General features: G+C 72.3%; 15 protein-coding genes. 5 read left to right on the top strand and 10 right to left on the bottom strand.

From position 1 onward, the window contains the following. Window positions 1-36 precede the first annotated feature (36 nt). From H1A17_RS17265 to H1A17_RS17250, 4 genes are all read right to left on the bottom strand, one after another. Window positions 37-243 (bottom strand): hypothetical protein, encoded by a 207-nt coding sequence (locus tag H1A17_RS17265; protein ID WP_145921051.1) that lies wholly within the window; start codon window positions 241-243, stop codon window positions 37-39. 210 nt (window positions 244-453) lie between these two features. Next, entirely contained in the window at window positions 454-1,500 is a 1,047-nt protein-coding gene (trpD, locus tag H1A17_RS17260) for an anthranilate phosphoribosyltransferase (protein WP_194822336.1), read from the bottom strand. A gap of 87 nt (window positions 1,501-1,587) precedes the next feature. Continuing rightward, the gene (locus H1A17_RS17255; RefSeq protein WP_145921049.1) at window positions 1,588-1,983 is read right to left on the bottom strand and encodes a hypothetical protein; all 396 of its coding nucleotides are present in this window, start codon (window positions 1,981-1,983) and stop codon (window positions 1,588-1,590) included. A gap of 176 nt (window positions 1,984-2,159) precedes the next feature. Next, window positions 2,160-3,146, bottom strand: coding sequence for a cytochrome c oxidase assembly protein (locus H1A17_RS17250; RefSeq protein WP_145921048.1), 987 nt, complete (start codon window positions 3,144-3,146; stop codon window positions 2,160-2,162). A gap of 108 nt (window positions 3,147-3,254) precedes the next feature. Between H1A17_RS17250 and H1A17_RS17245 the strand changes: the two genes are divergently transcribed. From H1A17_RS17245 to H1A17_RS17225, 5 genes are all read left to right on the top strand, one after another. After that, a complete protein-coding gene (locus H1A17_RS17245; RefSeq protein WP_088644671.1) occupies window positions 3,255-3,854 on the top strand; it encodes a heme-copper oxidase subunit III in 600 nt (199 codons plus the stop codon). Between the two features lie 72 nt (window positions 3,855-3,926). Continuing rightward, window positions 3,927-4,760, top strand: coding sequence for a cytochrome c (locus tag H1A17_RS17240; protein WP_145921047.1), 834 nt, complete (start codon window positions 3,927-3,929; stop codon window positions 4,758-4,760). A 67-nt stretch (window positions 4,761-4,827) separates the two neighbouring features. Continuing rightward, window positions 4,828-5,913 carry a ubiquinol-cytochrome c reductase iron-sulfur subunit gene (locus tag H1A17_RS17235; RefSeq protein ID WP_145921046.1) on the top strand — a complete coding sequence of 362 codons (1,086 nt, stop codon included), beginning with the start codon at window positions 4,828-4,830 and terminating at the stop codon, window positions 5,911-5,913. Continuing rightward, window positions 5,910-7,535: a cytochrome bc complex cytochrome b subunit gene (locus H1A17_RS17230; RefSeq protein WP_088644674.1), complete on the top strand. Its 1,626-nt coding sequence runs from the start codon at window positions 5,910-5,912 to the stop codon at window positions 7,533-7,535. The genes H1A17_RS17235 and H1A17_RS17230 overlap by 4 nt, the downstream gene beginning before the upstream one ends. 183 nt (window positions 7,536-7,718) lie before the next feature. After that, the gene (locus H1A17_RS17225) at window positions 7,719-8,396 is read left to right on the top strand and encodes a DUF4142 domain-containing protein (protein ID WP_088644675.1); all 678 of its coding nucleotides are present in this window, start codon (window positions 7,719-7,721) and stop codon (window positions 8,394-8,396) included. Window positions 8,397-8,462: 66 nt separating this feature from the next. Here the strand turns inward: H1A17_RS17225 and H1A17_RS17220 are convergent, their stop codons facing one another. The 6 genes from H1A17_RS17220 to H1A17_RS17195 all read right to left on the bottom strand — a co-directional run bounded on the left by H1A17_RS17220 (window position 8,463) and on the right by H1A17_RS17195 (window position 14,694). Continuing rightward, window positions 8,463-8,750 (bottom strand): Lrp/AsnC family transcriptional regulator, encoded by a 288-nt coding sequence (locus tag H1A17_RS17220; protein WP_088644676.1) that lies wholly within the window; start codon window positions 8,748-8,750, stop codon window positions 8,463-8,465. A 195-nt stretch (window positions 8,751-8,945) separates the two neighbouring features. Continuing rightward, window positions 8,946-9,551, bottom strand: coding sequence for a hypothetical protein (locus H1A17_RS17215; protein ID WP_145921045.1), 606 nt, complete (start codon window positions 9,549-9,551; stop codon window positions 8,946-8,948). Between the two features lie 23 nt (window positions 9,552-9,574). Further along, the gene (locus H1A17_RS17210; RefSeq protein WP_145921044.1) at window positions 9,575-10,435 is read right to left on the bottom strand and encodes a sugar phosphate nucleotidyltransferase; all 861 of its coding nucleotides are present in this window, start codon (window positions 10,433-10,435) and stop codon (window positions 9,575-9,577) included. After that, a complete protein-coding gene (locus H1A17_RS17205; protein WP_145921043.1) occupies window positions 10,432-10,953 on the bottom strand; it encodes an NUDIX hydrolase in 522 nt (173 codons plus the stop codon). Before H1A17_RS17205 ends, H1A17_RS17210 begins: the two co-directional genes overlap by 4 nt. A gap of 67 nt (window positions 10,954-11,020) precedes the next feature. Continuing rightward, window positions 11,021-12,808 (bottom strand): bifunctional (p)ppGpp synthetase/guanosine-3',5'-bis(diphosphate) 3'-pyrophosphohydrolase, encoded by a 1,788-nt coding sequence (locus H1A17_RS17200; RefSeq protein ID WP_145922965.1) that lies wholly within the window; start codon window positions 12,806-12,808, stop codon window positions 11,021-11,023. A 128-nt stretch (window positions 12,809-12,936) separates the two neighbouring features. Continuing rightward, window positions 12,937-14,694 (bottom strand): DEDD exonuclease domain-containing protein, encoded by a 1,758-nt coding sequence (locus tag H1A17_RS17195; protein WP_145921042.1) that lies wholly within the window; start codon window positions 14,692-14,694, stop codon window positions 12,937-12,939. Window positions 14,695-14,739: the final 45 nt, after the last annotated feature.

Here is a 14,739-nt window from a genome sequence, read left to right as displayed (position 1 = left end):
CGACGGGACCCGGGAGCCGGCGGTGCCTCCGCAGGGTCAGGCCGCGTGACGGCCGGCTGACGGGCGGCGGCGACGGTCGGCCAGGCGGGTGGGCTGGAAGGCGAAGGTCGCGATCAGCACCGCCGCGCCGCAGCCGGTGCAGGCCAGCTCGGGACAGTCGACGCCGTGACCGTCGGGGCACGGCGGCGCCTCGAACGGCTGAACGCCCTCGCAGGTGTCGCAGTAGAGCTCGCGGTCCGACACGGGCGTCTCCTCTCGCTCCGGAACCCGCCGATGGGCATCGCCGCCATCGTCGGAAACGGAAAAACTACTCCCGTGTAGTTTCCCACGCCCCTCCGACACGCCCCCGTCAGCCCCAACGGCACGGCCGGGCGCACCGGGCCCCGACGCGCCGCCACCAGCCCGGGGCCGGCACACCGCCCGGCCGGGTGACCCGTTCCCACATCATCGCTGTCAGAGGGAGCGGGCGACGTCGACCCAGCGTTCCAGGACGGCCGCCGCCGCCCCCGAGTCGATCGACTCGGTGGCCCGGGCCATGCCGGCACGGACCGCCTCGGTGAGGTCACCGTCCAGCGGGGCCTGGGTGGCGAGCGCGACGGCCGCGTTGACCAGGACGGCGTCGCGGACCGGGCCGGTCTCGCCGGCCAGCAGCCGCCGGGCCACGGCGGCGTTGTGGGCCGCGTCGCCGCCCCGCAGGTCGGCCAGGGTGGACCGGGGTACCCCGAGGTCGGCCGCGTCCAGCAGGGCCTCCCGTACGGTGCCCTGCTGGGCCACCCAGACCCGGGTCGGCGCGGCGGTGGTGAACTCGTCCAGGCCGTCCTCGCCGCGCATCACGATCACCGAGTCGCTCCGGCGGGCGAACACCTCGGCCATCACCGGGGCCATCCGGGCGTCGAAGCAACCGACCGCCCCGGCGTGCGGCCGGGCCGGATTGGTCAGCGGACCGAGGAAGTTGAACGCGGTCGGCACGCCGATCTCCCGGCGGACCGGGCCGGCGTGGCGCATCCCGGGGTGGAACCGGGCCGCGAAGCAGAAGCCGATCCCCGCCTCGGCCACGCACCGGGTCACCTGCTCCGGGCCGAGATCCAGCGGCACGCCGAAGAATTCCAGCAGGTCGGCGGTGCCGCACAGGGACGAGGCGGCCCGGTTGCCGTGCTTGACCACCCGGACGCCGGCGCCGGCCACCACCAGCGCGGTCATCGTCGAGATGTTGACCGTGTGGGCGAGGTCACCGCCGGTGCCCACCACGTCGACCGAGGTGCGCCGCAGCTCCTCCGGCAGGGTCACCGGCACCGCGTTGCCGAGCATCGCCTCGACCAGGCCGGCCAGTTCGGCCGGGGTCTCGCCCTTGGCCCGCAGCGCGATCGCGAACCCGGCGATCTGCGCCGGTACGGCGGCACCCGCCATGATCTCGTTCATCGCCCAGGCGGTGTCGGCGGTGGACAGCTCGTCGCCGCGCAGCAGCGCGTTGAGCAGGTGCGGCCAGGTCCGATCGCCCATGGTGGGCCTCCCGAGGCGGGCGTGGGGTGCGGGTGGACGGGTGCGCCCGTCACCCCGGGCGCCTGGGCGCCGCCGAGTGTCTGCGACTCAGGCGGCGGCGTGCGTACGCAGCAGCTCGGCGACCGTGGTGCCGGTGGTCACCGGGTCGAGCGGGTGCATCAGCACGCCGTCGACCTGCGCGTACGAGGCGAGCCATCGGTCGGCGGCCCGGGCGATGACCACGCAGGTCGGCGGGGCGTCGTCCCGGTCGTCCTTGATCTGGCGGGCGATGCCGAGGCCGCCGCCGGGGCTGGCCTCACCGTCGAGCAGCATCAGGTCGATCTCGTAGTCGTCGACCAGCCGGACGCAGCCGGCGTAGTCGGACGCCTCGACGAACTCGATCGTCAGGCCGGGTGCGGGACGGGTGCCGACGGCCAGCCGCATCCGGTCCCGGACCTGCGGGTCGTCGCTGTAGAGCAGGACGGTGCAAAGACGCTCGCTCATGCCGGCACTCCGCTTCGCTCCGTGCCGTGATGAGGCACCGTCGCACTGAGCCTGACTCGCTCGCTGCGCTCACTCATGGGCTGTACTCCTCGTTGCTGCCCGTTGATCGTACCGGGCGGTGTGGCGTACCCGACATCCCGCCTGCCGGCCCCCGGCGGACCGGGTGTCGCGGCAGCTCAGGACGGGGTTCCGGGGGCCGCGGCCGGGGTGGCGGCGGCCTCGGCGGCGCGGTCGCGGGCCTCCTGCCGGTCCAGCTCGCGGTCCACCCGGCGGGCCTCCCGCTCGGACTGCTTGATCCACTGGACGACCAGCACGGCGATCATCGTCACGCTGACGAACTCGCCACCGGCCCACAGGATGCCGCCGGCGACCACCTGGTCGTTCCACGGGTCGGACCAGGCCAGGCCCAGCGACGGGTACCAGTCGCCGCCGAACAGCGTGGTGCTCTGCATGATGGTGAGCCCGAGCACGGTGTGGAACGGCACCGACAGCAGCATCAGCAGCGCCCGCGCCGGGTACGGCCAGCGGCCGGGCAGCGGGTCGAGCCCGAGCAGCGGCCAGAAGAACACGCAGCCGGTCATGATGAAGTGCGCGTGCACCAGCTCGTGCGCCCAGGCGTGTTCGAGGGTGTAGCGGTACAGGTCGGTGAAGTAGAGCGCGAACGGGTTGACCACGAAGATGCTGAACGCCACCAGCGGGAAGCCGTAGATCCGGGCGATCCGGCTGTGCACGACGGCCAGCAGCCGCTTGCGCGGGCCGACCGGCAGGGTGCGCAGCGCCAGGGTGACCGGCGCGCCCAGGGCCAGGAAGATCGGCGAGATCATCGACAGCACCATGTGCTGCACCATGTGCACCGAGAGCAGGGCGGTGTCGTAGGCGTGCAGCCCACTGACGGTGACCGCGGCGATGCCGCCCAGGCCGGGCCCGAGGAAGCAGACGGTACGGATCACCGGCCAGTGGTCGCCGCGCAGCCGCAGCCGGTGGACCCCGTAGAGGTAGAGGCCGGCGGCGAGGACCAGGCCCAGGGCGAGCCAGCTGTCCAGCCGGGTCTCGGTGAAGACCCGGGTGATGTCGAACGGCGGCGGTACCTCGACGCCGCCGGCGGCGAGGCTGGTGGGCGGGGTCGCCGAGGTGGCGGCGAAGATCGAATCGACGTGCAGCACGCTTTTCAGGCTAGGCCAGGCGAACCGGACCGCCACGATCGGGCCATCCCCTCCCCGGGTTTGGCCCCCCGCTGATCGCCCGCCCCGGTCAAGGGCAATAATGACCGCGTGACTGCGGCCCCAGCCATTGACAAGAGCCGGATCCACTCTCTGACGCGGCCCAACATGGTCAGCGTCGGGACGATCGTGTGGCTCTCCAGCGAACTCATGTTCTTCGCGGCGCTGTTCGCGATGTACTTCTCGATCCGCGCGGCGGCGCCGGAGCAGTGGGAGAAGCACACCGAGGTCCTCAACATCCCCTATGCGACCACCTTCACGGTGATCCTGGTGCTGTCCTCGGTGACCTGCCAGCTCGGTGTGTTCGCGGCCGAGAAGGGTGACGTCCACGCCCTGCGGCGCTGGTTCACGATCACCTTCGTGATGGGCCTGATCTTCGTGCTCGGCCAGGCGAACGAGTACCTGACCCTGGTGCACGAGGGCGTGAAGATCAACGAAGACGGTTACGGGTCGATGTTCTACCTGACCACCGGCTTCCACGGCCTGCACGTGACCGGCGGTCTCATCGCCTTCATCATCTTCATGATCCGCACCACCATGGGCCGGTTCACCCCGGCCCAGGCCACGTCGGCGATCGTCGTGTCGTACTACTGGCACTTCGTCGATGTCGTGTGGATCGGGCTGTACGGCATGATCTACTGGCTTCAGTGATCTTGGCGTGTCACGTTCCGCGCCGCTGCTCCGTCCCCTGAGACAAGGTCCAACCGGTTAAGGACACAGGTCATGACTTCTGACAACGACCGCCGACGCGGTCTGCTCGCGCGCCTGCGCGGGCGGCCCGCGGCGCGCAGCAGGGGCCGCCGCCGGCTGGGCGCGGCGTTCCGGCTGATCGCCGCGTTGACGCTGGCCGGCGGCGCCTACACCGTCTTCGCCCCCGGCGTGCAGGCGCAGGAAAACCCGCCGCTCACCGGCGCCGCGGCCGAGGGCAAGGCGCTGTTCGACGTGAGCTGCGTGACCTGCCACGGTCGCAACGCCCAGGGTGTCGAGGGTCGTGGCCCGAGCCTGATCGGGGTCGGCTCCGCGTCGGTCGAGTTCCAGGTCGGCAGCGGTCGGATGCCGATGGCCCGGCAGGAGGCGCAGGCCATGCGCAAGCCGCCGGTCTTCACCGACGAGCAGGTGCGTCAGCTCGGCCAGTACATCCAGGAGCTCGGCGGGGGCCCGCAGGTCCCGCAGGGCAACCTCCGCGAGGGCGCCAACCTGGCCACCGGTGGCGAGCTGTTCCGGATCAACTGCTCGCAGTGCCACGCCTTCGGCGGTGGCGGCGGCGCGCTCTCCTCCGGCAAGTACGCCCCGAGCCTGGCCCCGGCCAGCGACGCGCAGATCTACGCCGCGATGCTCAGCGGCCCGCAGAACATGCCGGTGTTCGGCGACAACCAGATCACCCCGGAGCAGAAGGCGGACATCATCGCCTACATCCAGGAGACCCTGAAGGCCGACCAGGACCAGGGCGGCTTCAACCTCGGCCGGTACGGTCCGTCCACCGAGGGCCTGGCGATCTTCCTGGTGGGCATCGTCGCGCTGGTCTTCGCGAGCCTGTGGATTGCGGGCAAGTCGTGACCGGGCGGATCGTCAACACCATTGCCGTGGTGCCGTGCGCCGGCACCGCCCGTAGCGAGGTGACGGCATGAGCACCAAGACCGAGCAGCACGCCCCGCAGGACCGGGAGCCGCTCGACGTCCACGACCCCCGGCTCTCCCGGTTCGACATCGTCCAGGAGGGGGCCCGGCGGGACGACATCGAGATCGTCCACTACGAGGAGCAGGTCGTCCCGGGCAGCAAGGCCGAGCGCCGGCTGACCCGTACGGTCGCGGCGATGTTCCTGCTCACCGGCCTGGCCGCCACCGCGTTCCTGGTGGTCTACATCTGGTGGCCCTGGGAGTACGAGCCGGGTCGCGGCGGCGACAAGTGGTACACCCCGCTGCTCGGCCTCACCCTCGGCGTCGCCCTGCTCGGCATCGGCTTCGGCATCCTCACCTGGGGCAAGAAGCTGCTGCCCAAGGAGGTCTCGATCCAGGACCGGCACGACGGTCCCGGCTCGGCGGAGGACCGGAAGATCACCGGCGAGACCATGCTCTACCTCGCCGACGAGATGGGGGTACGGCGTCGTCCGCTGCTCGGCGTCTCGCTGGTCGCCGGCCTGCTGCCGGTCGGCGCGGTCGCCGCGGCCCCGCTGGTCGGTGGGCTGATCTCCAACCCGCACAAGAACAACCAGATGTTCACCACCGGCTTCGCCCCGGCCGACGGCAAGAAGATCCGGCTGGTCCGCGAGGACGGCCGGCCGATCCGCCCCGCCGACGTCAGCGCCGGCGGCCAGCTGACCGTCTTCCCCGGCATCGAGCACGGCGTCAGCAACAAGCACGCCGACTCGCCGACCCTGCTGATCCACCTGCGGGAGACCGACGCGGAGAAGTCCCGGCAGGCCAACTCGCGGGTCGGCCACGGTGACTACATGTGGGGCAACTACGCGGCGTACTCCAAGATCTGCACCCACGCCGGCTGCCCGGCGAGCCTGTACGAGCAGCAGACCAACCGGCTGCTCTGCCCGTGCCACCAGAGCCAGTTCCTGATCACCGACAACGCCCGGCCGGTCTTCGGCCCGGCGAGCCGGCGGCTGCCCCAGCTGCCGATCGAGGTGGACGAGGACGGCTTCTTCGTGGCGAAGTCCGACTACACCGAAACCGTCGGCCCCGACTTCTGGGAGCGGCCATGAAGCGCCGAAAGTTTGACGTAGCAGCGGTGCCGGGCAAGGCCGCCGGGGGAGTGGACGACCGCTTCCAGGTCGCCACCCCGCTGCGCAAGCTGCTCAACAAGGTCTTCCCGGACCACTGGTCGTTCCTGCTCGGCGAGATCGCGCTCTTCTCGTTCGTCGTGCTGCTGCTCACCGGGGTCTTCCTGACCTTCTTCTACGAGCCGGCGATGACCGAGGTGGTCTACAACGGCAGCTACGCCCCGCTGCGGGGCACCCCGATGTCCGCCGCGTACGCCTCCAGCCTGGACATCTCGTTCGATGTCCGGGGTGGCCTGATCATGCGGCAGATGCACCACTGGTCCGCGCTGCTGTTCATGGCCGCGATCGTGGTGCACATGATGCGGGTCTTCTTCACCGGCGCGTTCCGCAAGCCGCGGGAGACCAACTGGATCATCGGCTCGCTGCTGTTCTGGGTCGGCTTCCTGGCCGGCTTCACCGGCTACTCGCTGCCGGACGACGGCCTGTCCGGCACCGGCCTGCGGATCGCCTCCGGCATCATGCTGTCGATCCCGGTGATCGGCTCCTGGGTCACCTCGTCGGTCTTCGGCGGCGAGTTCCCCGGTGAGATCATCATCAGCCGGTTCTTCATCGCCCACGTGCTGCTGATCCCGGGCCTGCTGGTCGCGCTGATCAGCGCCCACCTGGGCCTGGTGTTCAAGCAGAAGCACACCCAGTGGCCCGGCCCCGGCCGGACCAACGAGAACGTGGTCGGCGAGCGGATGTTCCCGCGCTACGCGCTCAAGCAGGGCGGCTTCTTCATGGTCGTCTTCGGCGTGATCGCGCTGATGGGCGGCCTGTTCCAGATCAACCCGATCTGGTACTTCGGCCCGTACGAGGCGTGGGTGGTCTCGGCGGCCAGCCAGCCCGACTGGTACGTCATGTTCCTCGACGGCTCGACCCGTCTGATGCCCGCCTGGGAGATCAACATCCCGATCGGCAACGGGTACGTCATCCCGCCGCTGTTCTGGCCGACGGTCGTGCTGCCGGGCATCCTGGTCGGGCTCTCCACGCTCTACCCGTTCGTGGAGGCGCGGCAGCTCAAGGACTACCGGCACCACAACCTGCTGCAACGCCCCCGGGACGTGCCGGCCCGGACCGCGGTGGGCGCGATGGCCGTCGCCTTCTACATCGTGCTGACCCTCTCCGGGGCCAACGACGTGATCGCCGACAAGTTCCACATCAGCCTGAACGCGATGACCTGGGCGGGCCGGATCGGCCTGCTGTTCATCCCGCCGCTGGCGTACTACGTCACGTACCGGATCTGCCTCGGTCTCCAGCAGCACGACCGGGAGGTGCTGGCCCACGGCGTGGAGACCGGCATCATCCGGCGGCTGCCCGACGGCCGGTTCGAGGAGGTCCACCAGCCGCTCAGCGCCGGTGACGGCCACGGGCACGGTGAACTGGACTACGTCGGCTGGGTGGTGCCGAAGAAGATGAACCGGCTCGGGGCGCTCGGCCCGGCGATCCGGGGCTTCTTCTACCCGATCGAGAAGCCGGTCGAGGCGCCGGTCTCGCCGGGGCACCCGCCGGTGGAACCCCGCCCCGAGCGGGAGGAGATCGGCAGCGGAGACTCCCGCCGCTGACCTTCCCGTACCACTGCGCCGAAGCGCCCGCCGGAGTCCTCCGGCGGGCGCTTCGTCCGTTCCGGCGGCCGGCCGGCCGCACCGTCGGCGGGCGGCGTGACCGGCCACCAACGGGTGGAAAGCGCAGGAATAACCCGCGCCAGCCGGGTATCCGTGCGGTCCAACGAAAAACGGGGAGGGAACATGTTGGGTATCAAACGCCTGGGACTGCTGGCCACGCTGGTGGTGGTCGGCCTGGCCCCCGCGGCTGCCGCGCAGGCCGCCGCGCAGCCGTCGGCGCAGGACACCCAGTACCTGCAGGCGGTGCACCAGGTCAACCTGGCCGAGATCGTCACCGGGAACCTGGCCCAGAAGAAGGGGCAGAACGAGCAGGTCAAGCAGTTGGGGCAGCAGTTCGTCACCGATCACACCCAGCTCGACCAGACGGTGAAGAGCACCGCCCAGCAGCTGAACGTGACCCTGCCGAACGCGCCGACGGCCGACCAGCAGAAGGTGATCGACAAGCTCAACGGCCTCAACGGTGCCGCGTTCGACAAGGCGTGGGTGACCGCTGAGCTGGCCGGTCACGTGCAGGCCATCCAGGCCACCCAGACCGAGATCTCGCAGGGCTCCGAGCAGTCGGTGGTCCAGCTCGCGCAGGACGCGCTGCCGGTGTTGCAGGCGCACTACGACGCGCTGGTCGCCCTGGCCCAGGAGTTGGGCGTCCCGGTCCCGCAGACCAGCGCCAGCGGCACCGCGAGCCCGGGTGGCAGCGGTACGCCGGCTCCGGGCGGCACGACCGAGTCCCCGGCCCCGGGCGGCACCACGGAGTCGCCGGAACCGGGTGGCACCACCGAGACGCCGGCTCCGGGCAACAGCTGACGTCCCGTACCACCTGACGGTGGCCGGTCCCCAGCGGGCCGGCCACCGTCGCCTGTCCGGCGGCGGTCAGTCGGCGCTGGCCAGGCCGATCGCGAACGCCTCCTCCAGGTCGTGCTGGGAGTAGGCGCGGAAGGCGATGTGCGACTCGGTGTTGAGCACCCCGGGGACCTTGGAGATGCTGCCGGCGATGACCTTGGCGATCTGCTCGAACTCCCGGACCCGGACGATGGCGATCAGGTCGACGTGCCCGGCCACCGAGTAGACCTCGCTGACACCGGGCAGGTTGGCCAGGTTCTCGGCCACCTCGGGGATCGAGTCGGTGGCGCAGTCGATCAGGACGATCGCGGTGATCACTTGACGATTCTCCGTTCGTCGTGCCCGGCGCGACGCCGACCTGGCGTCGTTGACCATGCTAGTGCCGCCCCCACCCGCCCCCGGGCCGCCGGGTCGGGGCCTGTCGCGATGTCGCTGATATTGCGCTGTCCGGGCCGGGTGGAGGCCGCTACATCGGCGACATCGGGTCGATCAAGACCGGGCCGGGCGTGCCGGTCAGAGCAGCATGGTGCGGGGGTCGGCGGCCATGGCACGCAGCCAGGCCGCCGCCTCGGCCGCCCCCGGGCAGCGGGCGGTGTCCAGCGCGGCGGCCAGGGCGTACATCTCGGGCGGCGGGATGAGCAGGCTCTCCCTGCTGCGCAGCCCCAGCTTGACCGTGCCGGTGTCGGCGGTGACGGTGAGCACCGGGGTCCGGGTGACCGCGCCGGTGGCGACCAGCGAACCGTCGCCGGAGACGCCGGTATGCGCGACGGCCGCCGCGTGCAGCGACACCGACCGGGCGGACCGCAGGTCGACGCTCCTGGCGGTGAGCCCGACCACGGTGAGCCGGCTGCCCTCCAGCCAGGCGCCGGTGCGCACGATGCTGGTCACCAGCAGGCCGACGAGGAGCATGACCAGCCCGGCCGACAGCAGCGCGACGAGCGCCGGCAGCGCCGGGCTGCCGTCACCGCCCGCCGCGTTCAGACCGGTCCCGAGGAACGCGCCGACACAACCGCAGGTGACCGTCAGGAGGGCACCCAGCACCAGCAGCGAGACGACCCGACCGGTACGGCTCGACCGGTAGCCGACCGACAGGGGGATGCGGGGCACGGAGGGCTGCATGCCGGTGATTCTGACACCGGTGATCAACCTTCGCCTGGTGAGGCGGCCACGGTGAGCCCGTCGCCCGCCCGGATCGCGTCGCGGAGCCGTTCGTGGGGGCCGACCGTCGCGCCGGGCCAGACCACCACGCGCTCCACGTCGCCGCGTACCACCGCGCCCGCGCCGACCACCGCGTGCCGGGCCCGGCCGGTGACGGTGGCGTCCGGGGCGACCAGCGCGTCGTCGCCGGCGGCGTGCAGGTTGGCCGCCAGGTAGTCGGCGGGCGTGCCGGTGTCGAAGAACGTGCCCGGGTACGGCACCACGGTCAGCTCGCCGGCCGCCTCCGCCGGCCGCCACACCGTGCGGACCAGGTCACCGAAGCTGGCCGGCAGCTCCCGCACCCGGTGCCAGGGCAGCAGCGAGAAACCGGTGAAGACGTGCCCGTCGAAGGTGCCGGGGGCGCGCGGGTCGGGTGCCGGCCGGCCCAGCAGGCGTACGGACCGGAAGTCCCACCCGGCCAGCAGCGCCGCGACGTCCGGCCCGGGGGCGGCACCGGGATCGGCCAGGTACGCGTCGGCGTTGCCGACCAGCACCCCCCGGCCGGCGATCCAGTCCCGCAGGTTGCCCAGCCCACCGGCGGTGCCCAACGGGTCACCCGGCTCCACCGACAGATGCGCCCGGTCGCCGACGTGCGTCACCACCTGGTCGGCCAGGTAGCAGGCGTTCACCGCCACCCGCCCCGGCCCGGTCAGGCCCAGCCCGGCGAGCCGGTGCAGGGCCCGGTCCAGCAGCGGCACGTTGCCGACCGGGCAGAGCGCCTTGGGCACCCGGGCGGTCAGCGGGCGCAGCCGGGTGCCCTCACCGGCGGCGAGCACCACCGCGCACAGGCCGTCCGGGGCGGTCACGTCGTCGGCTGGCCGGCCTGCGGCCCGATGCCGTAGTGGCCGAGCAGGTTGGCGGTGGCCCGGCTCAGCCGGGGCAGGTCGTCCAGCGGGTGCCAGGCCGCCTCGAAGACCTCCGCGCCGTCCACGGCCAGCTCCGTCGTGGCGGCGGGCACCTCCGCCTCGAAGACCATGTCCACCCAGCCCCGGGTGTGCACCACGGCGTTCGGCACGGCCGGGCGGAGCTGCTCCGGGGCGAGCCGGACGCCGGACTCCTCGTACAGCTCGCGGGCCGCGCCGACGACCGGGGCCTCCCCGCGCTGGAGCAGACCGGCGGGCAGCGTCCAACTGTGCCCGGGGGGCTGGCGCAGCAGCAGGAGCCGGCCGGCCCCGGCGGCCCCGCTGTCCCGGACCAGGGCCACCGCGCCGACCACGTACTTCGGCCCGGCGAGCCGGACCAGGCGACGACGCACCGAGACCGGCAGCCGGTAGAAGACCTTGTACGCGACGGCCCGGCCGGTGGCGCGGGAACGGAGGATCATGGCCTCCAGGCTAGGCCGTCGGTGCGGTGTCGTGGGGTGCGGGGCGACCGGTCACCCGGCCAGGGCCTCACTGTCGATGGTCGACCAGGTCGATGAGCTGGCGGACCACGGTGTCTGGTTCGACCGCCCGGTCGAAGACCGCGACCAGCAGGGTCTCCAGGTCGGGGTAGCCGAGTTCCTCCGACAGCCGCAGCAGCGGCAGGTCGCTGGCCAGGCCCCGGTTGTGCTTGCGCAGCGCCAGGCCGATGGTGGCCCGCCCGAGGCGGACCTTGTCGGCGATGGAGATGCCGGGCTCGACGTGCTCGGTGAACCAGCGGCTGATCTGCATCTGCGCGTGCGGCGACTTGACGAAGTCGAGCCACTCGCGGCGGGGCCCACGCGGGGCCGCCGTGGCCTCGAAGCCGCTCTCCGCGTCGCTCTCGGTGTAGATCTCCACCACGTCGCCCTCGTCCAGTTCGGACGCCAGCGGGGCGAGCCGGCCGTTGATCCGCGCCGCGAGGCAGTGGTCGCCCCGCTCGGTGCCCAACTCGTAGGCCAGGTCGACCGGGGTGGCCCCGGCCGGGAGCACCACCTGCCGGCCGTCGGCGACCACCTGGATCTGCGCCTCGGCCAGGTCGCACCGCAGCGACTGGAGGAACTGGGCCGGGTCGGGGGCCTCCTGCTCCCAGTCGAGCACCCGGCGCAGCCAGGAGAGCTGGTCGGTGTTGCTGGACCCGGTGGCGGCCCGGGGGAAACGGAAGTCGGCGGCCACGCCGTACTCGGCGCAGCGGTGCATCTCCCGGGTGCGGATCAGCACCTCCACCGTGCGGTCCTGCGGGCCGCAGACGCTGGTGTGCAGGGAGCGGTAGAGGTTGTTCTTGGGGGAGGCGATGAAGTCCTTGAACCGGCCGGGGACCGGTCGCCAGCGGCCGTGCACCGCGCCGAGGGCGGCGTAACAGTCGGTGGCCGGGCCGTCCACCACGATCACGATCCGGGGCAGGTCGTACGGCACGGCGTGCCCACCGGCCACGGTGTCCTTCCAGATCGAGTAGAGGTGCCGGGGCCGGACGCTCACCTCGGCGTCGACCCGGCTGCGGCGCAGCGCCACCTTGGCCTGGGCCACCACGTCGTCGAGGTAGGCGTCCCAGCCGGGCCGGTCGTGCACGTGCCGGGCCAGCCGGGCGTGCTCGTCGGGTTCCAGGTGCAGCAGCACCACGTCGTCCAGGTCGCGCTTGAGGGTCTGGATGCCGAGCCGGTCGCAGAGCGGGACCAGCACCTCCTGGGTCTTGCGGGCGATCCGCTCCCGGGAGGCGGCCGAGCGGACCCCGAGGGTACGCATGTTGTGCAGCCGGTCGGCCAGCTTGATGATCAGCACCCGGACGTCCTTGCCGGCCGCGATGATCATCTTGCGGATCGTCTCCGCCTCGGCGGCCTTGCCGTAGAACGCCTTGTCGAACTTCGTCACCCCGTCGACCAGGTGCGCCACCTCGGGCCCGAAGTCCTCGCTGAGCGCCTGGAGGGTGTAGCGGGTGTCCTCCACCGTGTCGTGCAGCAGCGCCGCGACCAGGGTGGTGGTGTCCATCCCGAGGTCGGCGCAGATCTGGGCGACCGCCAGCGGGTGGGTGATGTACGGCTCGCCGCTCTTGCGGAACTGGCCGCGGTGCATGTTCTCGGCGATCGTGTACGCCCGGCGCAGCACCGAGGCGTCCGCGCTCGAATGGATGCCCCGGTGGGTACGCACCAACTGGGTCACCGGGTCGCCGTCACCGGCCGGCCAGCTCAGCAGGGACCGTAGCCGACGGGCCAGGGGAAGCTCACCCGGCTGGGCCGGGAGCGCACCCCCCAGGGCGGCGCCGTGTCCGGCGTCGACGTCCACGAGGGACACCTCCTCACCCCGGCTCCACGGTCACCGTCGCCGGCAACCGGAAGCAGGCCCACGAAACGGGCAGGACTGCACTCCCTTAACAGACTAAGCGAGGCGAGGTCGTCCGATCGGACACTTGCTCATGAGCGTTCGGTCGAGAGTTGGTGGGACCCGCCGCCCTCGGCCTTCGCCAGCAGGTCGCGGAACCGTCCCGCGCCGGCCACCGGGGACGACCATTCGGAGGTCATCTCCACCAGCCGGGTCTCCGGCCGTTCCAACCAGGACAGGATCCGCTCGGTCTCCTCGGCGGTGGCCCGGGGCACCGGCCCGTGACCGCCCGGCTCCACCGTCTCGGCGGTCGCCCGGATCGCGGTGATCGTCGGTCGGGGGTGGACGCCCGGCGGGGACACCCCGGCCCCGGCGAGCCGCCCGTGCCGGACCAGCGCCAGCTCCCAGCCTCCCCCGGCGGCGGGTCGGGCGGCGGCCAGCTCGGCGATCCGGGTCAGCCCGGCCAGCCGCTGCATCCGGACCGTGGCCCGCAGCACCGCCGCCAGCCGGGAGCGCACCACCGCCGCCTCCTCGTAGCGCTGCGCGGCGGCCAACGCCTCGATCCGGGCCAGCAGGGCGTCCACCACCACCTGCGGGTCACTGGTGGTGGCGGTGCGGAACGGGGCGACCGCGCGGTCGTCGTACTCCTGCGGGGTGATCCGGTGCTCGCAGGGCGCCGGGCAGCGGCCCAGCTCGGCCAGCGCGCAGGCCGGCGTGACCGTGCGCAGCGACAGCCGGTGGGTGCACTGGCGCAGCGGCACCGCGTCGTGGAACCCGGCGGCGGCCAGCTCGGCGGCCCGGGTGGAGCGGAACGGGCCGAGGTAGGCGGTGTCGCCGGGGGCCAGGCCGCGCACCACCGACAACCGGGGGTACGGCCCGCCGGTGAGCTTGAGCCACACCATCCGTTCCGGATACTTCGACCGCCGGTTGTACGGCGGCGCGTGCGCGGCGATCAACCGCAGCTCGCGGACCTCCGCCTCCAGCGGGTGGGCGCACTGGACCGCCTCCACCCGCTCGGCGGCGGCCAGCATCTCCGACATCCGGGCCCGCTTCTCGGCGGCGGTGAAGTAGCTGCGGACCCGGGTGGCGATGTCGCCGGAGGTGCCGACGTAGAGCGGCCGGTCGTCGGCGGCCCGGAAGATGTAGACCCCGGGCCCCCGGGGCAGCCCGTCGGCGAGGTGCCGTTTGCGCCGCTGGGTCGGGGTGACCGCGCGGGCGAACTCGATCGCCTCGCCGACGGTGTCGACCCGGTGCCCACCGAGCCGGGCGATCAGGCCGTGCAGCACGTCCACGGTGGCCTTGGCGTCGTCGAGCGCCCGGTGGGTGGGCTGGGTGGCGGTGCGGAAGTAGGCGGCCAGGGTGCCCAGCTTGCGGTTGGGCACCTCGTCGCGGCTGAGCACCCGCCGGGCCAGCGCCGCCGTGTCCAGCACCCGGGGGTTGGGCCAGCGGTAGCCGTGCTTCGCGCAGGCGGCCTTGAGGAAACCCACGTCGTACGGCGCGTTGTGGGCCACCAGCACGGCGTCGGCGACGAACTCCAGGAAGCTCGGCAGCACCTGCTCGATCGGCGGGGCCGGCACCAGCATGGCCTGGGTGATGCCGGTCAGCACGGTGATGAACGGCGGGATCGGCACCCCCGGGTTGACCAGGGTGGCGAGCACCCCCAGCTCCTCGCCGCCGCGTACCTTCACCGCGCCGATCTCGGTGATGCCCCCGCCGTCGGGTGAGCCGCCGGTGGTCTCCAGGTCGACCACCACGAACGTCGTCGCGTACAGCGGCAGGGCCGGATCGACGCCGCCGGCCGACCGGTCCAGGCCGGCCAGGGTCTGCTGGACGTACTCCCCAGGTGCCACGGGCGGCAGGCTAACCGTTCGGTGCGACACTCCCGTCACCGCAGC

Origin of the sequence: Micromonospora sp. S-DT3-3-22 (genome assembly GCF_015354745.1) — a bacterium.
Taxonomy (GTDB): Bacteria; Actinomycetota; Actinomycetes; order Mycobacteriales; family Micromonosporaceae; genus Micromonospora; species Micromonospora wenchangensis.
The sequence above is the reverse complement of the archived record's forward strand: the minus strand, read 5'-3'. Positions and strand labels throughout refer to the sequence as shown.

Bases quoted from the DNA above. Each gene is read 5' to 3' on its own strand.
- trpD (WP_194822336.1), bottom strand. From the start codon at position 1,500: ATGGGCGATCGGACCTGGCCGCACCTGCTCAACGCGCTGCTGCGCGGC.
- H1A17_RS17255 (WP_145921049.1), bottom strand. From the start codon at position 1,983: ATGAGCGAGCGTCTTTGCACCGTCCTGCTCTACAGCGACGACCCGCAG.
- H1A17_RS17240 (WP_145921047.1), top strand. From the start codon at position 3,927: ATGACTTCTGACAACGACCGCCGACGCGGTCTGCTCGCGCGCCTGCGC.
- H1A17_RS17235 (WP_145921046.1), top strand. From the start codon at position 4,828: ATGAGCACCAAGACCGAGCAGCACGCCCCGCAGGACCGGGAGCCGCTC.
- H1A17_RS17230 (WP_088644674.1), top strand. From the start codon at position 5,910: ATGAAGCGCCGAAAGTTTGACGTAGCAGCGGTGCCGGGCAAGGCCGCC.
- H1A17_RS17225 (WP_088644675.1), top strand. From the start codon at position 7,719: ATGTTGGGTATCAAACGCCTGGGACTGCTGGCCACGCTGGTGGTGGTC.
- H1A17_RS17215 (WP_145921045.1), bottom strand. From the start codon at position 9,551: ATGCAGCCCTCCGTGCCCCGCATCCCCCTGTCGGTCGGCTACCGGTCG.
- H1A17_RS17205 (WP_145921043.1), bottom strand. From the start codon at position 10,953: ATGATCCTCCGTTCCCGCGCCACCGGCCGGGCCGTCGCGTACAAGGTC.